This is a genomic window from Pseudomonas sp. Emmai (assembly GCF_055179735.1).
This window is the reverse complement of sequence record NZ_CM143685.1, coordinates 4,173,897-4,194,504: the sequence shown is the minus strand read 5'-3', so window position 1 is coordinate 4,194,504 and position 20,608 is coordinate 4,173,897. Positions and strand designations below refer to the sequence as shown.

Below are 20,608 nucleotides of genomic sequence, written 5' to 3'. Positions count from 1 at the left end.
ACTTTAAATCTCGAGGTTGTCAAAAAATATTTGTAACGCCACTGAGACAGCACCACGTAAAAACGCCGCCCATGCGGGCGGCATTGCACGCTAGAGCGGCGAAACGCAGGTTGTATCAGAGGTTTAACAGTTTCGCTCTGAAGTGCGGGAACCGCTTTAGTTCGCGGGTTCGCTCAGGAGGGGGTGTTTCAGGAATGGACACTTGCGCCAGGGCTGGGGGCCCGTGTCAGGCTTCGAGCAAGCGTTTCACTGCCGCGAATGCCGCGTCTTTACGCTGTTGCCAATCACCTTGCAATATCTGGTAAGGCTGGCGGTGAAGGTCAAGCCAATCGTGGCTCGCCTGGAAAAACCCTTGGCGTTCCTCCAGTTGCGGCTGGCAACGTTGCCCGTCGTCGTGCCAGACCACTGTTTCAGGGCTCAGCAGCAAATGCAGGTCGTAGTGCCGTGCCAACAATGCAGGCTCGATCCACGTCGGGCACGCGCCAAACAACGTGCGACTCCACAGGATATTGCTCAACAGGTGTGTATCGAGAATCAGCAGTGACGGCTGTTTGGCTCGTGCTTCATCTTCCCAGGCCAGTTGGCCGAGTGCGATGGCGGTAATGTCATCGAGGCAGGTTTCGCGGGCTTGGCTTTCGATGAAATGCCGAACGTACTCACCCACCAACAGCCCGCCAAAATGCGCCTGGATTTCACTCGAAAGCCAGCTTTTGCCGCTGGATTCCGGGCCTGTCAGGACCAGCGCTTTCATGCGTGCAGCGCCGGATCGGCGCGCCATTCACGCCAGCCTTGCACCGCGATCAGGGTAAACAAGCCGTAGAGGGTCGCGGTCAGGTACAGGCCCTTGTAGATGAACAGGCTGACAAAGATCACATCGAGGACGATCCACAGCGGCCAGCATTGCACGCGTTTTTGCGCCATCCATAGCTGCGCCACCAGGCTGAAGCCCGTCAGAGCGGCATCGAGCCAGGGTTGCGCGGCGTCGGTCCAGTGGGCCATGGCTGCGCCCAGCAACAGACTGCCGATGGCGCCCACGGCAAGGCCGAGCATGATCGACCGGGCATCCAGCGCGCTGACTTGCCGGCCATCATGGGCATCGCCGGCTCGGGTCCACTGCCACCAGCCGTAGAGTTGCAACGCGGCGTAGATCACCTGCAGCAACATGTCCGAATACAGCTTCACCTCGAAGAAGATCCAGCTATAAAGCAGCACCATCACCAGCCCGATCGGCCAGCACCACGGGTTCTGTTTGACCGTCAGCCAGACGGCGATCACGCCGAGGGCGGCAGCAAACAGTTCAAGCCCGGACATGGAGGTTCCTTGGGAGGAGTCGAAAGAGGGGGCGGATTGTAGCGGTTAGATCAAAAGATCGCAGCCTTGGGCAGCACCTACAGATGTACACAAACCCTGTAGCTGCCGAAGGCTGCGATCCTTTCGCTTTACACCCGGAATTGCTTGAGCAACCCGTTCAACTGCTCGCTCAATTCCCTGAGGTGAACACTGGCCAGGCTCGATTGTTCCGCCGCCAGCGCCGTGCTGTGGGACAACCCGGCCGCCTGTGTGACGTTCTGGTTGATGTCTTCCACCACATGCGCCTGTTGCAGTGTGGCGCTGGCGATGGAGGCGTTCAGCCCGTTGAGGTTGCGCAGGGCCTGGCCGATGGCGTTCAGGCTCGCACCGGCCAGCCCGGCCTGTTCGATGGTCAGTTGCGAGGCGCGGCTGCTGTCGCCGATCACCTTGACCGCCGCTTCGGAGTGGTTTTGCAGGCGTTCGATCATCGCCTGGATTTCCGCCGTGGACTTCTGTGTGCGCTGGGCGAGCAGGCGCACTTCATCGGCCACTACCGCAAACCCGCGACCTTGCTCGCCAGCCCGGGCAGCTTCGATGGCCGCGTTGAGGGCCAGCAGGTTGGTTTGCTCGGCAATCGAGCGAATCACTTCCAGCACACTGCCAATCTGGGTGCTTTCGGCAGCCAGGGTGCGAATCACTTCCACCGCTTGATCAATGGTGCCGGAGAGCTTGTCGATCTGTTGCAAGCTGCCATCGATGTTGACCTGACCCTGTTGCGCCTGGGACTCGGCGTCGCGCATTTCACTGGCCGCATGCTCGGCGTTCTTCGCTACGTCCTGCACGCCGTAGGTCACTTCATTGATCGCGGTCGCCACCAGTTCCATTTGCTGGGACTGCTGCTGACTGCGTTGCTGTGCCTGCGCCGCATCGTTACCCAGATCGCTGGACGACTGGCCCAGGGCGCTGGCCGACACCTGCAACTGGCTGATCACCTGCCGCAGCTTGGCGGTAAAGGCGTTGAAGTGGTGCGCCAGTTGCGTGACTTCGTCCTGGCCGTGGGTGTCGAGGCTGCGGGTCAGGTCGCTTTCGCCGCTGGCGATATTGGCCATGGCGTTTACGGTTTCCTGCAATGGACGCACGATGCTGCGGGCAATCATGATCACCAGCAGCGCCATGATCAGGGTAATTGCCATGCCGATAAACGAAGCTTTCCAGACCTGCCCGTAGAATTCGGCTTGCAGGTCATCGACATACACGCCCGAACCGATGACCCAGCCCCAGGGTTCGAACAGTTTGACGTAGGAGGTTTTTTCCACCGGCGCGCTGGCGCCCGGTTTCGGCCAACGGTAGTCAACCATGCCGGCGCCCTTGGACTTGGCGATGGCGACCATCTCGTTGAACAGCGCAAAGCCATCCGGGTCGCGGATCGCCGAGAGGTTCTGGCCTTCGAGTTTCGGGTTGGCCGGGTGCATGATCATCACCGGCCCCAGGTCGTTGATCCAGAAGTAGTCGTTCTGGTCATAGCGCAGGCCGCGAACCACGGTCAGCGCCTGTTTTTGCGCCGCTTCGCGGGTGAGGGTGCCGGCGGTTTCCAGGTCGTGGTAGTAGTTCAGGATGCCACTGGCCGTCTGCACCACGTGCTGGGTTTTCTGCGCCTTGGCATGGTACAGGTCGTCGTGAATCTGTTTGAGCATCAAGATGCCCAACGTCAATAACATCACGATGGCCACGATCAAGATGAGCCACAAGCGTCGGCTGATCGACACACTGCGTAAGCTGTTCATAACGCTGTCACTCCAGATTCTTCTTCTTGTAATAAACGATCGCGAGCATCCAACCACACTTTGCCGGTGGGGCCTATTCGACCCAAGTCCAATTACACGGCGGCGTAATCGGAGCTTGTCTGATAGGATTTCGGCCTCGCGCGGAAAAACCTGAATCCAAGTTGATTTTTCACGGAATTTTTACGGTTTCGTGGGGATCCTGTGCGCGCGAGACTTCAGCTACGCTGAGCGCAGTGAACGAACTAAAAATATTAACGGGGCATGCCTTTGAGCGCTGCCTTTGGGGGATTGATGGATCTTTGGACGGCCTTCCAGGCACTGATTCTAGGCGTTGTAGAAGGGCTGACGGAGTTTTTGCCCATTTCGAGTACCGGACACCAGATTATCGTCGCGGATTTGCTCGACTTCGGTGGTGAGCGGGCCATTGCATTCAACATCATCATCCAGCTAGGCGCGATTCTCGCGGTGGTCTGGGAGTTCCGGCGCAAGATCCTCGACGTGGTCGTCGGCTTGCCGACCCAGCCGAGCGCACGGCGCTTTACCGCCAACCTGTTGATTGCCTTCATGCCGGCCGTGGTACTGGGGGTGATTTTTTCCGATTTGATTCACCACTACCTGTTCAACCCGATTACCGTGGCCGCGGCGTTGGTCGTGGGCGGGATCATCATGTTGTGGGCCGAAAAGCGTCAGCACGAAGTGCATGCCGAAACGGTCGATGACATCACCTGGCAGGACGCGCTGAAAGTCGGCTTCGCCCAATGCCTGGCGATGATCCCGGGGACCTCGCGTTCCGGCTCGACGATCATCGGTGGCCTGCTGTTCGGGCTGTCGCGCAAAACCGCCACCGAGTTCTCGTTCTTCCTGGCCATGCCAACCATGGTCGCAGCGGCGGTGTATTCGGGGTTCAAGTACCGCCATCTGTTCGTCCCGGCGGATTTTCCGGTGTTCGCCATCGGTTTTGTCACTGCATTTATCTTCGCGATGATTGCCGTCAAGGCGCTGCTCAAGTTCATTGCCAGTCACAGCTACGCGGTGTTTGCGTGGTATCGCATTGCGTTTGGCCTGGTGATTCTGGCGACCTGGCAGTTCGGTTGGGTCGATTGGGCCGCCGCCAAGCCATGAGTGATTCCAACGCGCGCAACAACCCCGGTCGCAAGTCCGGGGGCGAAGTCCAGCATCCACGCTTGAAATTGCTGGTGCTCGCCATCCTGTGCGCGCTGCCGCTGTATGGCTCGCTGATGGTGTGGCTGCGCGGGGTTTCCGTGATCCCGCTGGCGGCCTACGGCGTGGTCAGCGTGGTCGCGTTTTTCCTGTACTGGAGCGACAAGCGCAAGGCCCGCGCCGACACCTGGCGCACGCCGGAAAACGTCTTGCACGCGGTGGAACTGGCCGGTGGCTGGCCGGGCGCCTTGTTGGCCCAGCAAGTGTTCCGGCACAAGACTCGCAAGCTTTCGTTTCAACTGGTGTTCTGGCTGATCGTGCTCATGCACCAGGTGTTCTGGATTGACCAGTTGTTTCTCGGTGCGAACCTGCTGGCGTTGTTTTAAAGAAGCAGCCCGACCTGAGTGCGCTTGGGCAACTTGCCCACCACCAGTTGGTGTGAACGTTGCAGCAGCGCCTTCAGTTCTTCGGCGCCCAGCGGGTAGGGCGCCTGCATGATGATCCATTGCGCCCGGGCCAGGTACGGCGCCGGGTGAATGCCCGGTCGGTCGCAATGGCCGAGAAACAAATCCTTGTCGACCTTGAACGCCAGGGATTCGCCCCGCAGGTTCTGCAACGCGAACATCTTGTTCCCGGCAATCGAAAACACCCGCACGCCACCCCATTTGTAGTCTTCCCGCGCGCCGGGCAGCCCCAGGCAAAACTGCGCGACATCCGCTTCGTTCATGCGTCCAGCCTTCATATCAATCGGTCCCCACAGGCATTGAATGATTCGATCAAGTGGTCGAGCCAGGCGCGCACGGCCGGCATTACCCCGCGCCGATGAGGGTAGACCGCTTGCAGCCAACCGCCAGGCATCGACCAGTCGGGCAGCAACTGGATCAATGAACCGTCCGCCAGCTCCGACTCGCAATACATCATTGGCAGAACGGTAAAGCCCTGGCCAGCGAGGGCGCAGGCGCGGCGCACGATAAAGTCGTCAATGCCCAGCCGTGCCTCCATTGCCAGGTCATGGCTTTTACCCTGTTGATCGAGCATTCGGATATGCACCATGCGGTCGGGTTCCAGCGCTCCGAGGACCGGCAAACTCTTGAGGTCGTCCGGATGGTTGATTTCCCGGCCGTGCAAGAAGGCGGGGCTGGCGACCATGAGCGTCTGCGCCTGACGCAGGCGTCGGGTCACCAGTAATGGGTCTTCATCTCCCAATTCGCGGACGCGCAGGGCGACATCGACGCCTTCGGTGACCAGATCGACCCGGCGGTTGACCAGCATGACCTCCAGCTGGACCTGCGGGTATTTCCCGAGAAAGTCGCTGATGATCGTCGGCAACATTTGATTGGCCAACCCCACCGGGCAGGACACCCGCAATCGCCCTCGGGGTTCGCTGGACATGCTGGCCACCGCTTCGTCGGCCATCTCCGCTTCCAGCAACATCGCCTGACAGTGGCGCAAGTAACGTTCGCCCACGGCGGTCAATTTCAGTTGGCGAGTGGTGCGTTGCAGCAGGCGCGCGCCCAGGCGTTCTTCCAGCTCGGCGATGCGCCGCGACAGCCGCGACTTGGGAATCCCCAGCAAGCGCCCGGCGGCCGCGAAACCACCGGCTTCGACGACTTTGGCGAAATAGTAGAGGTCGTTAAGGTCTTGCATGATCTGGACTCGATTGTTCTATCAGTGAGACGAACTATCGCATTGTTGCGGGCTAATCACCTATTAGATTCATCTGTAGGATCCCCTCCATCAGATCGCCCGGTGGCGATCCTCACCTGGAGATCCTTAAATGAAACTGTTGCATATCGATTCGAGCATTTTGGGTGACAACTCGGCGTCCCGTCAGTTGAGCGGCGAAGTGGTCAAAGCCTGGCAAGCCGCTGACGCTTCGGCCGTCGTCACTTACCGCGACCTGGCTGCTGACGCCATCAGCCATTTCTCATCCACTACCCTGGTTGCCGCTGGCACCACCGCTGAGCTGCGCAACGCCGCGCAACAGCACGAAGCCGAACTGAGCGCTTCGACCCTGGCTGAATTCCTTGCTGCCGACGCCATCGTCATTGCCGCGCCGATGTACAACTTCACCATCCCGACTCAACTCAAGGCCTGGATTGACCGCATCGCCGTGGCCGGCCAGACCTTCCGCTACACCGAAGCCGGCCCGGAAGGCCTGTGCGGTGGCAAGAAACTGGTGATCGTTTCGACTTCGGGTGGCCTCCACGTCGGTCAAGCCACCGGCGTAGCGCACGAAGACTACTTGAAAGTGCTGTTCGGTTTCCTGGGCATCACTGATATTGAGTTCGTTCGCGCCCATGGCCTGGCTTACGGTGACGAAGTGCGCACCAAAGCCCTGAGCGACGCTCACACGCACATCAGCGATCAACTGTTCGCTGCGGCATAAGGTCTGTGTAAGGCTTGCGTAAAAAATACTAAACAGCTCAGGTAATACCCGAAAAACTCTGTATTCTGATCATCGTAATGATCAGTTACAGAGTTTTTTGTTTTTGACCGTTTTATAGGTTCTGGCCCAGGTTATGCAGTCGAGGGTTAACGTCCCCGTCGCGCAATGACCTTGGTGGCCGCAAACACTGGCACGAGGCCGCGTACTCCGTACATCGGAGCACTACGGGCTTTTCAGGCAAGTATCAAAGGTGGGGCATCCCATGGTGCGTCTTTGTGCAACGTTACTGATATGCCTGCTCAGCAGCCTGCTTTCAGTGCACGCCGCGCCTGGGCTGCATGCGCACTGGGGCGTCGGCTATCACGAGATGACGTTCCTCGATCCGCTGGATTTGCAGCCGATGCGCGCCATTGCCTTTTATCCCTCCAGCGATAAAGAACACACCAGCAAACTCGATGGTTACACCGTCGAAGCGAGCGAAGACGCCCGCGTGGCGATCGGCCGTTTCCCGATGCTGATGCTGTCCCATGGCAACGTCGGCACGCCGCTGGCCTTGCACGACCTCGCCACCTCGCTGGCACGCAAGGGCTTTGTGGTGGTGGCGGTGATTCACCCCGGCGACAACTCCAAGGATCACAGCCGTCTCGGCACCTTGAGCAACCTGTACGGTCGGCCGCTGCAAATTTCCGAAGCCATTACCGCGACGCTGGGCGATGCCATGCTGGCGCCGTTCGTCAACGCCGATCAGGTGGGGGTGATTGGTTACTCGGCGGGCGGCGAAACGGCGTTGATCCTGTCCGGTGCCACGCCCGACCTGGATCGTCTGCGCCGCTATTGCCAGGAGCGACCGGACGACCGCGATGCCTGCAACACCCAGGGCGAGCTGATTGTCGACCGTGATGATTTGCAGCCGGTGGCCGACCCGCGTGTCCACGCCTTGCTGCTGATGGCGCCGCTGAGCCTGAAGTTCGGCCGTCACACCCTGGCGGATGTGCATGTGCCGGTGCTGCTGTACAGCGGCGACGGCGACAAACTGGTGGCTTTCGACAAGAACGCCGCTGCCCTGGCGCGCAAACTGCCGATCGCGCCGGACTTCAAGCTGCTGGCCGGGGCAGGGCACTTTGTGTTCATGGCGCCGTGCAACGAAGAGCAGATCATCGCCATGCCGGCGTTGTGTACCGATGCCGATGGGGTTGATCGTGAGGACATTCACCGCAACCTGATCTCGGAAGCGGGACGGTTTTTCTCCCATGCCCTGGGCAAACCGAGTCGGGCCGGGATGCAAACCGCCGATCAATAACGCCGAACCTTGTAGGAGCAAAGCTTGCTCGCGATGGCGGTCTCACGGACGCCATCGCGGGCAAGCCTTGCTCCTACAGAGGTCGGGCGCATCAGGCCATTGCGCGGCGTTTCAGCATTAATGTCAGGCCCAACCCTGTCACCGACAACAACGCCGCACAAAAGAAAATCCACGAATACCCCAGGTTCAACGCGACCGCGCCCATCAGCGGTCCGGCAATCGCCAGCGCCAGGTCAAAAAACACCGCATAAGCACTCAGCCCCGCGCCGCGACTGGAGTTGGGCACCTGCTTGATCGCCTCGACCCCCAGCGCCGGATACACCAGCGACAGGCCGAACCCGGTCAACCCGGCGCCGATCAACGCGTACCCGGTGGACGGCGCCAGCCACAGCAGCACCAGGCCCACGGTTTCGATGGTCATGCAGGCAATGGCCGAGGTGAAGCCGCCGAATCGGCTGATAGTGGAAATGAACAACAGCCGCGACAGGATGAAACACACCCCAAACACCGTCAGGCAGTACGCCGCGCCGGTCCAGCCACGATTGAGGTAATACAGGGTAATAAAGGTGGTCAGGGTGCCGTAGCCGATGGACGCCAGGCTCAGGCTCGCGCCAAACGGGGCAATACGCCCGAACACGTTCCAGAAGGGCAGGCGTTCGCCGCGAATCACCGGCACCGATGGCTTGTTGCGAATCAGCAACAGCGCCCCCAAGGCCAGCACCGACAGGACAATCCCCAGGCTTTCAAAGCCATACTCGGCGACCATCACCACCCCCAGCGGCGCGCCAATCGCAATGGCGCCGTAGGACGCGATGCCGTTCCAGGAAATCGAGCGCGCCGTGTGCTCGGCGCCAACCTGGCCCATGCACCAACTGATGGTGCCGACGCCGATCAAGCCCTGGGCGATCCCCAGCAGCAACCGGCCGGCAATCAGGATCATTAGACTCAACAACGGCAGGCTTTGCAGCAAGGTCGAGAGCAAGGTCAGCAAGCCGCTTAACACAATCCCCGACAAGCCGTAGACAATCGCGCGCTTGGTGCCGACGCTGTCCGACATGCGCCCGGCCATCGGCCGGCTGAGGAGGGTGGCCAGGTATTGGCAACCGATGGTCAGCCCCGCAATGATCGCGCTGAACCCCAGTTGTTCATGGACATACCCCGGAATCACCGCAATCGGCAGGCCGATGCAGAGGAAGGCGATAAAGGTATAGAAAACGATGGAGACGATCTGCAGGGTGATCGCCATGGAGCTTTGCGGGGGCAGTGGCTGCGCAGACATAGGGCTCGTTCGCGGGCGGCGGTGGGAGACCTGCATCATGGCGTGGGCCGGGAATAAAAGGAAGCAGGCTAACTACTTCTCGCCACCTGATCGTTCCCACGCTCCGCGTGGGAATGCAGCCCGGGACGCTCCGCGTCCCATTGGAACGCGGAGCGTCCCTCGAGGCATTCCCACGCAGAGCGTGGGAACGATCAAAAGCCCGAATGCAAAAAGCCCCGTCACATGGACAGGGCTTCTACTTGCCGCTTGCAGCTTGAAACTAAAAGCTGCCCTTAAAACACCACGCCTTGGCTGCGCAGGTAATCATCGTAAGTACCGCTAAAGTCGATCACACCGCTAGGGCTGAGTTCGATAATGCGAGTAGCCAACGACGATACGAACTCACGGTCGTGGCTGACGAAGATCAGCGTGCCCGGGTAGTTCTCCAGCGCCAGGTTCAGCGCCTCGATGGATTCCATGTCCAAGTGGTTGGTCGGTTCGTCCATGATCAGCACGTTCGGCTTTTGCAGGATCAGCTTGCCGAACAGCATGCGACCTTGCTCACCACCGGAGATGACCTTGACCGACTTGAGAATCTCGTCGTTGGAGAACAGCATCCGGCCGAGGGTGCCGCGAACCATCTGCTCGCCGCCCTGGGTCCATTGGCCCATCCAGTCGAACAGGTTGCAGTCGTCTTCGAAGTCGTGCGCGTGGTCCTGGGCGTAGTAGCCCAGTTCCGCGGCGTCGGTCCACTTCACGGTGCCGGCGTCCGGGGTCAGTTCATTGACCAGGGTGCGCAGCAGGGTGGTTTTACCGATACCGTTCGGGCCGATGATCGCTACGCGCTCGCCGGCTTCAACCTGGAAGCTGAAGTCCTTGAACAGTGGCTTGCCGTCGAAGCCTTTGGCCATGCGCTCGACGATGACCGCCTGACGGTGCAGCTTCTTGTTCTGTTCGAAACGAATGAACGGGCTCACACGGCTCGAAGGCTTGACCTCGGCCAGCTGGATCTTGTCGATCGCCTTGGCACGGGAGGTCGCTTGCTTGGCTTTCGAGGCGTTGGCCGAGAAGCGGCTGACGAACGATTGCAGCTCGGAAATCTGGGCTTTCTTCTTGGCGTTGTCCGACAGCAGTTGCTCGCGGGACTGGGTCGCCACGGTCATGTACTCGTCGTAGTTGCCCGGGAACAGGCGCAGCTCGCCGTAATCCAGGTCAGCCATGTGGGTGCACACGCTGTTCAGGAAGTGACGGTCGTGAGAGATGATGATCATCAGGCTGGAGCGCTGGGTCAGAATGTTTTCCAGCCAGCGGATGGTGTTGATGTCCAGGTGGTTGGTCGGTTCGTCGAGCAACAGCACTTCAGGATCGGAGAACAGCGCCTGAGCCAGCAATACGCGCAGTTTCCAGCCAGGGGACACTTCGCTCATCGGGCCGAAGTGCTGCTCGATGCCGATACCCAGGCCCAGCAACAGTTCACCGGCACGGGATTCGGCGGTGTAGCCGTCCATTTCGGCGAACTCGGTTTCCAGTTCGGCCACGGCCATGCCGTCTTCTTCGGTCATTTCTGGCAACGAGTAGATGCGATCGCGCTCGGCCTTGACCTTCCACAGCTCTTCGTGACCCATGATCACGGTGTCGATCACGGTGAATTCTTCGTAGGCGAACTGGTCCTGGCGCAATTTACCCAGACGCACGTTCGGCTCGAGCATGACCTGGCCACCGGACGGCTCGAGATCGTTACCGAGGATCTTCATGAAGGTCGACTTGCCGCAACCGTTGGCGCCGATCAGGCCATAGCGGTTGCCCGCGGCGAACTTGACCGAAACGTTCTCGAATAACGGCTTGGCGCCGAACTGCATCGTGATGTTAGCTGTAGAAATCAAAGGTTTTTCCTGCGAAGCATTCAGAGTAGCTAGGGGTGCGGCAGTACCGATTCAGTACCCGGTTCCGGTTTTCAAACCACGGGAAATGCATCCCGGTCAGAAGCGGAAGGTCCATCTGGCAATAAGTGGACAGCAGCAATGGAGCGCTTGGCCCGAGTGAAAGTGCGCTGAGGCGGGGATCATTCCCGTCATCAACCAAGGGGGGCGCGTAATGTTTGGCGGCGATTGTACTGGTCTGGCTCTTTAAACGATAGGGCGTTGAGGCCGCACGGGCGTTTTGGTGGCATCAGTGGACAGATATTCACATCTGGATGCTAACTATTTGTTACAAAGCATGGCTAAAATGCCACCTATCAATCCAATGCCACTTTGGCATCGGCTCAAGGACGTGCCACCTGGACCGCTGTTTCGTATTCAGACACTGTGCCAGACCGCTTGGCCGGCTAGGCGCAGTTTGTTCACTTCTGACCTGTGACGATTGCCGTGAAACTTATCATTGCCGCTATTTATGTTGTTTCCATCGCGTATGTTCACTTGCGCGGTCGTGTGCGACACAAGTTGGGCCGCCAGTTGAGCGACCACTCGACGTTTCTGGCGCCGATCAACTGCTTCCTTTATCTGTTCTCCAAACTCCCGAGCAAGCCTTACCTCAACCCGGCCGACTTTCCGGACCTGAGCCCGTTGCAGGCGCACTGGGAAGAAATCCGAGCCGAGGGCCAGAATCTGCTGCGTGCCGGGGAGATCAAGCGCTCGAACCAATACGATGACGTGGGTTTCAACTCGTTCTTCAAGAGCGGTTGGAAGCGTTTTTACCTGAAGTGGTACGGCGACAGCCACCCTTCGGCCGAGAAACTCTGCCCGCGCACCACCGAACTGGTGCAAAGCATTGGCTCGATCAAGGCTGCGATGTTCGCCGAACTGCCACCGGGTTCAAAACTGGTGCGCCACCGCGACCCGTATGCCGGTTCGTATCGTTATCACCTGGGTCTGGAAACGCCGAACGACGCCGGTTGTTACATCAACGTCGACGGTGAGAACTACCACTGGCGCGACGGTGAAGCGGTGATGTTCGACGAGACATTCATTCATTACGCCGAAAACACCACCGACCAGAACCGCATCATCTTGTTCTGCGACGTAGAACGGCCGATGAAGTATCGCTGGGCGTCGGCGTTCAATGCCTGGTTCAGCCGTACCGTGATGTCGGCGGCGGGCGCGCCGAACGATGCGGGCGACAAGACAGGTGGCATCAACCGGTTGTTCACCAAAATCTACAAGGTTCGCCTACGTGGCAAGGAGCTGAAGAAGCGCAATCGTGCGCGTTATTACCTGGAGAAGTGGGCGATTTTTGGTGGGTTGTTGGCGGTTTTCGTTCTGATCTGAGGACGCCTTCGCGGGCAAGCCTCGCTCCTACAGGTCTCGCATAACCCTGTGTAGGAGCGAGGCTTGCCCGCGAAGAGGCCGGTACATTCAACACAACACCTAAGGCTTCTTGCCCCCCAACTGCTTCCACATCTTCGCCGTAATCTTCTGCCGATTGGCATACCCTTCCCACGGATCACCTTTCAACCCTTCAAGCCGCTCCAGCAAATTGGCCACGGTCCATTCCTGCGAGCCATGCAGCGCCGTCAACTCATCCCGTGCAATCGGCACCGACACCGGCAACCCCGGCCGCGCCCGCACCGAATACGCCGCCACCGTACTGGCCCCACGGGTATTGCGCAGGTAATCGACGAAGATCTTGCCGACCCGGTTTTTCGGGCCCATGGTCGCGGTGATCCGTTCCGGCAACTGCTGCGCCATGAACTGGGCGATGGCCTTGGCGAACCCCTTGACCGTGTCCCAATCATCCTTGCGCGCCAGCGGCACAATGATGTGCATGCCTTTGCCGCCGCTGGTTTTCAGAAAGGCGTCGAGACCGATTTCATCAAGTACCGACAGGGTCAGTTGCGTCGCCTCGACCATGCTTTTCCACGGCAACGCCGGGTCGGGGTCGAGGTCGAGCACAAACAGGTCGGGCGTTTCGATCTTGTCGTGGGTCGCGCCCCAGGTATGCAACTCGATCGCGCCCATTTGCGCCGCCCCGATCAGCGCCTGGACGCTGTCGATTTCCATCAGGCGTGCATGCCCCAGGTCGATGTTCGGGTCCAGGTGCTTGATATGGGGGATCGCCAGGCGCTCGGCGTGTTTCTGGAAAAACTGCTCGCCGTCCACGCCTTCGGGGGCCCTTAACAGCGACACCGGCCGGTTGCGCAAGAACGGCAGAATCCACTCGCTGATGCTTTCGTAGAACTGCACCAGTTGCAGTTTCTGCGTGCCGCTGTCCTTGTCGATGACGCGATCGGGGTGGGTGATCTTGACCCCGGCGACGGTGCTGTCCTTGCTGCTGGTTTTCTTTTCGCTCACGGGTTTGTTCGCCTTGGGGGATTGGGGCTGTTCACGCACGATTTCGGTCGCCGGTTTGTCGGTGCGCATGGCGATGAACGCGGCTTGGCGCACCACGCCTTCGCGGGTCCATTCGGCAAACTCGGCTTCGCACACCAGCTTCGGCTCGACCCAATGCACACCTCGGGCCTGCGCCGCTGTCAGCGACTTGTCCAGCGGCGAGGTTTTGCGTTCGAGCTTCTGCAATTGCCCATGAAACAACTTGAGATTGGCCTGGTTGAACCCGGTGCCGACCCGCCCGGCATACACCAACGCCTGATCGTCATAGACGCCCAGCAGCAGGGCGCCGAAACCGCTGCGCGAACCTTGCGGCGCGGTGTAACCAATGATCACGAATTCCTGGCGCAAGCGGCATTTGAGCTTGATCCAGTCCGGGCTACGGCGTGACACATAAGGGCTGCCGGCGCGCTTGCCGATCACGCCTTCCAGGGACAGCGCACAGGCGCTTTCGACGATGTCCTGATGGTTCGCGGTGAAGGCTTCCGAAAAGCGCAGCACTTGCCGCGACTTCCGTCCCAAGGCTTTTTTCAACGCCGCACGGCGGTCTTCCACTGGCATCTCACGCTGATCGACGCCGTGGAGGAACGGCGCGTCAAACACGAAATAAACGATGTCCACCGAGCGCTCGATTTCGAAGGCGTTTTGCAGCGCCTGAAAATCCGGGAAACCCTTGTCGTTCAGCACCACCGCTTCGCCATCGAGCCAACTGCCGTCGAGCTTCATCTCGGCCAGGGCCTTGGCCTGCAACGGCAGTTTGGCGGTCCAGTCGTGGCCGTTGCGGGTCAACAGCTTCACCTCGCCGTCGTCGATGCGGGCGAGGATGCGGTAGCCGTCGAACTTGATTTCGTAGCGCCAATCACCGGCCGGGGCCTTTTCCATCAGCGTGGCCAGTTGCGGGCTGAACGTTTCGGGCAGGCTGGTCGGTTTGGGCTTTTTAACGGTTTTTTTGACGGCTTTTTTGGTGGTCTTATCGCCCACCGTGGCATCACTCAACACGCTTTTGGGCAGCTCGGCGACCACGTCAAACTCGCTGATCGGCCGTGCCTGTTGATCCTTCTCCTTGATCAGCAACCATTGTTCCTTGTCGCCACTGCCGCGCAGGTGCGTGCGCACCAAGGCCCAGTCACCGGAAAGCTTTTCGCCGATCAGGGTGAATTTCAGTTTGCCGGCCTTGTAGGTTTGCTGCGGATCACCAATCGGTTGCCAGACGCCGTGGTCCCAGACAATCACATCCCCGGCGCCGTACTGGCCCTCGGGGATGCTGCCTTCAAAGGTGCCGTAACTGATCGGGTGGTCTTCGACATGCACCGCCAGGCGCTTTTGCGTTGGATCGAGGCTCGGGCCCTTCGGCACCGCCCAGCTTTTCAGGGTGCCGTCGAGTTCCAGGCGAAAGTCGTAATGCAGGTTGCGCGCATCGTGCTTCTGGATCACGAAACGCAGGGCCGAGGCGGTTTTCTTGCCGCGTTTGGCCGGCGCCGATTCGGGCGGCTCCGAGGTGATCTCGAAGTTGCGTTTGCGCGTGTATTCACTCACCGGTTTAGCCATGGCGGACTACCCTGTGCTGCGAGTCCCGGGCCGTCAGCCGCGAGAGCTCTTCGTGGCTTTTTTCGCTGGGGCCGGTTTGGCGGCGGCTTTGCGCGGTTTGGCCGCTGGTTTGGCGGCGGCCTTGCCGCCGAGGCTGCGTTTGAGCAGTTCGGTCAAATCGATAACATCGGCGGTTTTGCGTTCCTCTTCGCCGCTGGTGCTTTCGACGTCTTCGATCTTGCCTTCATGGGCCTTTTTCTCGACCAGGGCCATGATCTTGTCTTCAAAGCTGTCGCGGTAATCCTCGGGTTTCCAGTCGGCGCTCATGTCTTCCACCAGGCGCTTGGCCATCTCCAGCTCTCCTTTTGCCAGTTCCGGTTTGGTCACTTCACTGCCCAACGCCAATTCATCCAGGCTGCGCACTTCCGCCGGCCAGCGCAGCATCACCAGCACCATGGCCGATTCCAGTGGCATCAGCGCCGCCAAATGCTGGCGGGTGTGCAGCACGACATGGGCGAGGGCGACCTTGTTGGTTTTGCTCAAGGTTTCACGCAAAAGTGCGTAGACCTTGCCGCCACGTTTGTCCGGTGCCAAGTAATAAGGTGTGTCGATGTTTTGCAGCGGAATCTGCTCACTGTCGACAAAGGCGAAGATGTCGATGGTCTGGGTCGACAGCGGGTGCGCGGAGCGGATTTCCTCTTCGCTGAGCACCACGTAACGGCCCTTTTCGTAGGCCACGCCTTTGACGATGTGTTCTTTGGTGACTTCCTTGCCGGTGACCTTGTTGACGCGCTTGTAGCCCACCGGGTCCATGCTGCGGCTGTCGAGCCAGTCGAAATCCACCCCTTGGGATGAAGTGGCCGACACCAGTGCCACAGGGATGTGCACCAAGCCGAAACTGATTGCGCCTTTCCAGATTGCCCGGGCCATCGTCGTGTACTCGCAAGTGATGATCAGGTGACCTGCGGCCCCGCGCAAAAGTTTCAGCGGCTTGCGCCCAAGCCCTGCGGGGGGATCAGCGGTGCGGCAAACGGGTGTTACATCTGTGAAGGAGGTTTCAGTTAACAAATGCGAACCTCGGGCGTAGCGTGGCATCGAAGACTCTATTCCCGTGTCCGCAGTGAGGCTCCCCATGAACAGATTTGTGCTCGGTTGCACCGTGTTGGCCTTGAGCGGTTTGCTCGGCCAGGCGGCCCAGGCCCAGAGCCCGACGGGCAGCAGCAACAACAATCCCTACAACAGCCCGATTCACCGGGCCAATCCCAACAGCATGCAGGGCACGCAGCCCGCCACCCGGCAGCCAACGTTCGCGCCGACGCCGCGTCCGCCCACTCTGGACAACGGCGGCATCGGCAACCGATATCCCCAGAACAAATCGGCGCCCAGCGCGCCACCGAAATTCATTCCCAACCCACCTCCAAGGGACTCGGACAGCAGCAACCGTTGAACGGCGGGACTGAGGTTCTGTCAGCCATTCGAACAGCAAAAGGACGCGTGCATGTTGCGTAAAACCCTCCTGGCCACCTTCTGCGCCAGCGTACTGATCACCGCCACGGCGCCTGTTTTCGCCGCGCCCACCCAGGAACTCAAAAGCGAACAAGGCACCCTTGAGGTCACGCCGATCACCAAAGGCCTGGAACACCCGTGGGCCCTGGCGTTTCTCCCGGACCGCAAAGGCATGCTGGTGACCGAACGGCCCGGCAACTTGCGGGTGGTCACGGTCGACGGCAAACGTTCGGCGCCCATCAGCGGGGTACCCAAGGTCTGGGCCAAGGGGCAGGGCGGTTTGCTCGATGTGGCGCTGTCACCTGACTTCAAGCAGGACCGCATGGTCTATTTGTCCTACGCCGAAGGTGGCGGTGAGGGTGACAAGGCCGGGACGGCGGTCGGTCGCGGGCGTTTGTCCGAAGACCTGACCACCCTCAAGGATTTCAAGGTGATCTTCCGTCAGGAGCCGAAGCTCTCGGTCGGCAATCATTTCGGCTCACGGCTGGTATTCGACCGTGACGGCTACCTGTTCATCACCCTGGGCGAAAACAACGACCGCATGACCGCCCAGGATCTCGACAAGTTGCAGGGCAAAGTGGTGCGGATCTACCCGGACGGCAAGGTGCCGGATGACAACCCTTTTGTCGGTCAGGCCGGCGTGCGACCGGAGATCTGGTCCTACGGCCAGCGTAACCCCCAGGGCGCGGCGCTCAATCCGTGGAACGGTACGCTGTGGGAAAACGAGCATGGGCCCAAGGGTGGCGACGAAATCAACGTCATCGAGCGCGGCAAGAACTACGGTTGGCCGCTGGCAACCAATGGCATCAACTATTCTGGCCAGCCGATCCCGGAAGCCAAGGGCAAGACCGCCGAAGGCACCGTGCCACCGCACCACGTCTGGGAAGTTTCTCCTGGCATCAGCGGCATGGCGTTCTACGACGCCGATCGCTTCAAGCCTTGGCAGCACAACGTGTTTATCGGCGCGCTGGTGAGCCAGGAACTGATTCGGTTGCAGTTCGATGGCGACAAAGTCGTGCATGAAGAGCGCTTGCTGGGCGAACTCAAGGAGCGGATCCGCGATGTGCGACAGGAGCCGGACGGGTATTTGTATGTGCTGACGGATGAGGAGGATGGGGCGCTGTACAAGGTTGGCCTGAAGTGAAGTCTCTGCGCTGATCGTGCTGATCGTTCACACGCTCCGCGTCGCTGATCGTTCCCACGCTCCGCGTGGGAATGCAGCCAGGGACGCTCTGCGTCCCAAAGCGTGACGCGGAGCGTCACAAGAGGAATTCACGCGGAGCGTGGGAACGATCACTGGTGGCGGGCATACAGGACAACCGCCGCCCGAAGCTTGCCCCGCCCAAAACTGCACATCTTCTCAAACTCCCCATGACTCACCGGCAGATGCTGGCAATCCATGGGTTGCCGATGCTGGCTGTGATCCACATCCGGGTCATGCAGGTAGACAAACTCTTCGTCGCAATCGGTCACCATCACCCAATGCGGCGCCTTGGAGCGGGTCAGGCGGTAGCTGCTGATCAGCACCAATGGCTGTCCACCCGCGTCCAGCAACCGTGGCAAATCCAGCGTTCCGCCAATCACCCGCTCCACATCGGTGTCCTGCAACTGCGCCGTGAACTCTTCGTGCACCAAACGCATGACGTCTTTTTTATGTTCATCGCGCACCCCATCGAGAAACAACGGCCCGGCCATGCTCAGTTGCAACTGCACACGAAACCCGCGCCGCCATGCCGCCAACGCCAAACCTTGCGGGCTGCAACCACCGTGGCCCGAGGTCATGAACACCGTGGTCGCCTCGCGCCAGATTTGCAGCTCTTCACGTCGCTCCAGCAATCGCCCCTGCTGCAGCGCCCCCATCGCCATCAGCAAGCACGCCGGGCCACAGGTGAAATCGGTGGTCTGCCGATACCAAGGCACCTGGATATTGCGCGAATCACGGTGCTGGAGGATGCGCTTCTCCAGACGCAGCGCGTCGGCATGGTCCTGGTAATAGTCATGAATCAGCGCAAACCGCCGGTAACCATTGCGCTCATACAAGGCAATCGCTGCCGGGTTGTCGATGCGCACTTCCAGGCGCAAGTAGGCGCAATCATGCTCAAGCGCGCAGGCCTCGACCCGCTCCAGCAACTGTTTGCCCAAGCCGTTGCCTCGGGCCTCGGCCGCGATGGCAATGGAGTACAACCGCGCCAGGGACGTGCCACGGTGGAACAGCACCACCGCGTAGCCGAGCAGTGCGTCAGCGTGTTCCGCCACCAGCAACTGCCCGTGAGCCTTGGTGATCATCCACTGAAAACTGCGACTGTTGAGCCGGTCCGTGGTGAAGCATTGCTCTTCAAGTTTCAACAGTGCCGGTAAGTCTTCAACTACCGCCAGGCGAAAGACAGGATTCATATGACCGCCGTAAAAGTTACGTAACGAAACGGGACTTTCGAAAAAGTTCGTGCTTAATAGGAAAGGTCTTGTTCTCCAACGGATCAATCACTATGTCAGCGGTACAAGGTCATTGGCGCGAAGTATCCGAGCAAAGTTTGCCGGCGGCAACTTATTTAAATGACGCGGTTAGCACTTCAAGTCAGTTGATTATCATCGTCGAACGCAAGGAAGACTGGGCGTCGTATTTCCCCAGCGAAGACATCGTCACGGCCCAGGAATACCTGGAACAAACCCGCGACAACGAGCAGGGTAAACGGGTGCAGGTGATCAACCTGTGCCGCAGCTACAAGTACCTGGGGCACGGTTACTACTGCTCGCTGCTGGCCGAAGCCCGGGGGCACAAGGTCATTCCATCGGTGCGGACCATCAGTGAACTGACGCGTAAATCGCTGTATGGGCTGTCCCTGGATGATCTGGATAAACCGCTGGAAAAAGCCCTCAGTAATCATCTTTACAGCGATACCGAAGGCTTTACGCTAACCCTTTATTTTGGCAAGACTAATATCGAACCCTTGCAGGATCTGGCGCGGCAACTGTTTGAAGTGTTCCCATGTCCGATATTGCTAGTTGAGTTTAGAAGAACTAACGGCTGGCACATTGAAGGTGTAAAGTCCGGCGCCTTGCACAAGTTGCGTGAAGATCAGGAAGATCAATTTGCCAACTCCCTGGACAGTTTCAGTCGCAAGATCTGGCGTGTACCGCGCTCACGGCGCCTGGCGCGTTATGACCTGGCGATCCTGCATGACCCGCAAGAAGCGTTACCACCCTCCAACGCCAAGGCCCTCGATAACTTCGTGCGGGTCGGTAAGACCCTGGGCATCGACGTCGAGCTGATCGAGCGCAAGGACTACGCCCGCATCGCCGAATACGACGGCCTGCTGATCCGCGAGACGACAAGCGTCGACAACCATACCTACCGCTTCGCCAAGAAAGCCGAGAGCGAAGGGCTGGTGGTGATGGACGACCCGGCGTCGATCCTGCGCTGCACCAACAAGGTCTACCTGACCGACCTGCTGAAAAGCCACCAGTTGGGCATGCCCGCCACCGAAATTCTCTACAAGGAGCGACCGGAAGACTTCGAACGGGTCGGCGAGCGTCTGGGCTTTCCGCTGGTGTTGAAGATCCCCGACGGCTGCTTCTCCCGAGGCGTGATCAAGGTCGAAAGCCAGCAAGCCTTGCTCGAAGCCACCGCTGAATTGTTCGAACACTCGGTGTTGCTGCTGGCTCAGGAATTCTTCTACACCGAGTACGACTGGCGCATCGGTGTGCTCAACCGCAAGCCGATCTTTGCCTGCCAGTACTTCATGTCCAAGGGCCATTGGCAGATCTACAACCACAAAGCCAAGGGCCAGGACATCAACGGCGAATGTCGCACCCTGGCGGTCCACGAAGCGCCGCGCGCGGTGGTGGAGCTGGCGGTGAAGACTGCCAACCTGATTGGCGATGGCTTGTACGGCGTCGACCTCAAGCAGTCTGGCGACAAAGTGGTGGTCATCGAGGTCAACGATAATCCGAACATGGACGCTGGCATCGAAGACGCTTATTTGCAGGACGATTTGTACTCGCTGGTGCTGGAAGAGTTCGTCCGGCGCCTGGAGCTCAAGCGACGCGGCCAGGCCTGGTGAACGGCCG

At 59.7% G+C, this 20,608-nt stretch carries 18 protein-coding genes; 8 read left to right on the top strand and 10 right to left on the bottom strand.

Annotated features, from left to right (window positions below; translation table 11 throughout):
* Positions 1-226: 226 nt before the first annotated feature.
* The 3 genes from ACY4LX_RS19295 to ACY4LX_RS19285 form a co-directional block, all read right to left on the bottom strand.
* Entirely contained in the window at positions 227-751 is a 525-nt protein-coding gene (locus ACY4LX_RS19295; RefSeq protein WP_463257470.1) for an AAA family ATPase, read from the bottom strand.
* Positions 748-1,311 (bottom strand): nicotinamide riboside transporter PnuC, encoded by a 564-nt coding sequence (gene pnuC, locus ACY4LX_RS19290; protein WP_149661607.1) that lies wholly within the window; start codon positions 1,309-1,311, stop codon positions 748-750. Before pnuC ends, ACY4LX_RS19295 begins: the two co-directional genes overlap by 4 nt.
* Before the next feature lie 128 nt (positions 1,312-1,439).
* A complete protein-coding gene (locus tag ACY4LX_RS19285; RefSeq protein ID WP_463257469.1) occupies positions 1,440-3,074 on the bottom strand; it encodes a methyl-accepting chemotaxis protein in 1,635 nt (544 codons plus the stop codon).
* 291 nt (positions 3,075-3,365) lie between these two features.
* Here ACY4LX_RS19285 and ACY4LX_RS19280 point away from each other — a divergent pair, with 291 nt between their 5' ends.
* Together ACY4LX_RS19280 and ACY4LX_RS19275 are read left to right on the top strand one after the other, a co-directional pair.
* Positions 3,366-4,196 carry an undecaprenyl-diphosphate phosphatase gene (locus tag ACY4LX_RS19280; protein WP_149661609.1) on the top strand — a complete coding sequence of 277 codons (831 nt, stop codon included), beginning with the start codon at positions 3,366-3,368 and terminating at the stop codon, positions 4,194-4,196.
* A complete protein-coding gene (locus ACY4LX_RS19275) occupies positions 4,193-4,621 on the top strand; it encodes a DUF1294 domain-containing protein (protein WP_463257468.1) in 429 nt (142 codons plus the stop codon). Before ACY4LX_RS19280 ends, ACY4LX_RS19275 begins: the two co-directional genes overlap by 4 nt.
* Here ACY4LX_RS19275 and ACY4LX_RS19270 read toward each other — a convergent pair.
* Complete coding sequence (locus ACY4LX_RS19270; RefSeq protein ID WP_463257467.1) at positions 4,618-4,977, bottom strand: MmcQ/YjbR family DNA-binding protein; 360 nt, start codon at positions 4,975-4,977, stop codon at positions 4,618-4,620. The genes ACY4LX_RS19275 and ACY4LX_RS19270 overlap by 4 nt on opposite strands.
* On the bottom strand, positions 4,974-5,882 hold the full coding sequence (locus tag ACY4LX_RS19265) for a LysR substrate-binding domain-containing protein (protein ID WP_149661612.1): 909 nt from the start codon (positions 5,880-5,882) through the stop codon (positions 4,974-4,976). The genes ACY4LX_RS19270 and ACY4LX_RS19265 overlap by 4 nt, the downstream gene beginning before the upstream one ends.
* Before the next feature lie 130 nt (positions 5,883-6,012).
* Here ACY4LX_RS19265 and ACY4LX_RS19260 point away from each other — a divergent pair, with 130 nt between their 5' ends.
* Both ACY4LX_RS19260 and ACY4LX_RS19255 read left to right on the top strand, forming a co-directional pair.
* A complete protein-coding gene (locus ACY4LX_RS19260; RefSeq protein ID WP_149661613.1) occupies positions 6,013-6,624 on the top strand; it encodes an FMN-dependent NADH-azoreductase in 612 nt (203 codons plus the stop codon).
* A 262-nt stretch (positions 6,625-6,886) separates the two neighbouring features.
* On the top strand, positions 6,887-7,924 hold the full coding sequence (locus tag ACY4LX_RS19255) for an alpha/beta hydrolase family protein (RefSeq protein WP_463257466.1): 1,038 nt from the start codon (positions 6,887-6,889) through the stop codon (positions 7,922-7,924).
* 91 nt (positions 7,925-8,015) lie between these two features.
* Here the strand turns inward: ACY4LX_RS19255 and ACY4LX_RS19250 are convergent, their stop codons facing one another.
* Positions 8,016-9,203 carry an MFS transporter gene (locus ACY4LX_RS19250; RefSeq protein ID WP_463257465.1) on the bottom strand — a complete coding sequence of 396 codons (1,188 nt, stop codon included), beginning with the start codon at positions 9,201-9,203 and terminating at the stop codon, positions 8,016-8,018.
* A 272-nt stretch (positions 9,204-9,475) separates the two neighbouring features.
* Positions 9,476-11,065, bottom strand: coding sequence for an ABC-F family ATPase (locus ACY4LX_RS19245; protein WP_123410456.1), 1,590 nt, complete (start codon positions 11,063-11,065; stop codon positions 9,476-9,478).
* A 483-nt stretch (positions 11,066-11,548) separates the two neighbouring features.
* Between ACY4LX_RS19245 and lpxO the strand changes: the two genes are divergently transcribed.
* Positions 11,549-12,448, top strand: coding sequence for a lipid A hydroxylase LpxO (lpxO, locus tag ACY4LX_RS19240; RefSeq protein ID WP_149661616.1), 900 nt, complete (start codon positions 11,549-11,551; stop codon positions 12,446-12,448).
* A gap of 99 nt (positions 12,449-12,547) precedes the next feature.
* Here lpxO and ligD read toward each other — a convergent pair whose 3' ends face one another.
* Together ligD and ku are read right to left on the bottom strand one after the other, a co-directional pair.
* Entirely contained in the window at positions 12,548-15,055 is a 2,508-nt protein-coding gene (gene ligD, locus ACY4LX_RS19235) for a DNA ligase D (protein ID WP_463257464.1), read from the bottom strand.
* Between the two features lie 33 nt (positions 15,056-15,088).
* Entirely contained in the window at positions 15,089-15,964 is an 876-nt protein-coding gene (gene ku / locus ACY4LX_RS19230) for a non-homologous end joining protein Ku (RefSeq protein ID WP_133839703.1), read from the bottom strand.
* Between the two features lie 202 nt (positions 15,965-16,166).
* Here ku and ACY4LX_RS19225 point away from each other — a divergent pair, with 202 nt between their 5' ends.
* Entirely contained in the window at positions 16,167-16,481 is a 315-nt protein-coding gene (locus ACY4LX_RS19225; protein ID WP_463257463.1) for a hypothetical protein, read from the top strand.
* Between the two features lie 51 nt (positions 16,482-16,532).
* Positions 16,533-17,684 (top strand): PQQ-dependent sugar dehydrogenase, encoded by a 1,152-nt coding sequence (locus ACY4LX_RS19220; protein WP_463257462.1) that lies wholly within the window; start codon positions 16,533-16,535, stop codon positions 17,682-17,684.
* A 149-nt stretch (positions 17,685-17,833) separates the two neighbouring features.
* On the opposite strand, the gene rimI is transcribed toward ACY4LX_RS19220, so the two are convergent.
* Positions 17,834-18,934 carry a ribosomal protein S18-alanine N-acetyltransferase gene (gene rimI / locus ACY4LX_RS19215; RefSeq protein ID WP_463257461.1) on the bottom strand — a complete coding sequence of 367 codons (1,101 nt, stop codon included), beginning with the start codon at positions 18,932-18,934 and terminating at the stop codon, positions 17,834-17,836.
* A gap of 92 nt (positions 18,935-19,026) precedes the next feature.
* Between rimI and ACY4LX_RS19210 the strand changes: the two genes are divergently transcribed.
* Entirely contained in the window at positions 19,027-20,601 is a 1,575-nt protein-coding gene (locus tag ACY4LX_RS19210; RefSeq protein ID WP_149661623.1) for a RimK family protein, read from the top strand.
* Positions 20,602-20,608: the final 7 nt, after the last annotated feature.

What these genes read in the sequence shown, in the direction of transcription:
- ACY4LX_RS19225 (WP_463257463.1), top strand. Translation starts at nt 16,167, where the DNA reads ATGAACAGATTTGTGCTCGGTTGCACCGTGTTGGCCTTGAGCGGTTTG.
- pnuC (WP_149661607.1), bottom strand. Translation starts at nt 1,311, where the DNA reads ATGTCCGGGCTTGAACTGTTTGCTGCCGCCCTCGGCGTGATCGCCGTC.
- ACY4LX_RS19280 (WP_149661609.1), top strand. Translation starts at nt 3,366, where the DNA reads ATGGATCTTTGGACGGCCTTCCAGGCACTGATTCTAGGCGTTGTAGAA.
- ku (WP_133839703.1), bottom strand. Translation starts at nt 15,964, where the DNA reads ATGGCCCGGGCAATCTGGAAAGGCGCAATCAGTTTCGGCTTGGTGCAC.
- ACY4LX_RS19220 (WP_463257462.1), top strand. Translation starts at nt 16,533, where the DNA reads ATGTTGCGTAAAACCCTCCTGGCCACCTTCTGCGCCAGCGTACTGATC.
- ACY4LX_RS19255 (WP_463257466.1), top strand. Translation starts at nt 6,887, where the DNA reads ATGGTGCGTCTTTGTGCAACGTTACTGATATGCCTGCTCAGCAGCCTG.
- ACY4LX_RS19250 (WP_463257465.1), bottom strand. Translation starts at nt 9,203, where the DNA reads ATGTCTGCGCAGCCACTGCCCCCGCAAAGCTCCATGGCGATCACCCTG.
- ACY4LX_RS19210 (WP_149661623.1), top strand. Translation starts at nt 19,027, where the DNA reads ATGTCAGCGGTACAAGGTCATTGGCGCGAAGTATCCGAGCAAAGTTTG.
- ACY4LX_RS19285 (WP_463257469.1), bottom strand. Translation starts at nt 3,074, where the DNA reads ATGAACAGCTTACGCAGTGTGTCGATCAGCCGACGCTTGTGGCTCATC.
- ACY4LX_RS19260 (WP_149661613.1), top strand. Translation starts at nt 6,013, where the DNA reads ATGAAACTGTTGCATATCGATTCGAGCATTTTGGGTGACAACTCGGCG.
- rimI (WP_463257461.1), bottom strand. Translation starts at nt 18,934, where the DNA reads ATGAATCCTGTCTTTCGCCTGGCGGTAGTTGAAGACTTACCGGCACTG.
- ligD (WP_463257464.1), bottom strand. Translation starts at nt 15,055, where the DNA reads ATGGCTAAACCGGTGAGTGAATACACGCGCAAACGCAACTTCGAGATC.
- ACY4LX_RS19270 (WP_463257467.1), bottom strand. Translation starts at nt 4,977, where the DNA reads ATGAAGGCTGGACGCATGAACGAAGCGGATGTCGCGCAGTTTTGCCTG.
- ACY4LX_RS19275 (WP_463257468.1), top strand. Translation starts at nt 4,193, where the DNA reads ATGAGTGATTCCAACGCGCGCAACAACCCCGGTCGCAAGTCCGGGGGC.
- ACY4LX_RS19265 (WP_149661612.1), bottom strand. Translation starts at nt 5,882, where the DNA reads ATGCAAGACCTTAACGACCTCTACTATTTCGCCAAAGTCGTCGAAGCC.
- ACY4LX_RS19295 (WP_463257470.1), bottom strand. Translation starts at nt 751, where the DNA reads ATGAAAGCGCTGGTCCTGACAGGCCCGGAATCCAGCGGCAAAAGCTGG.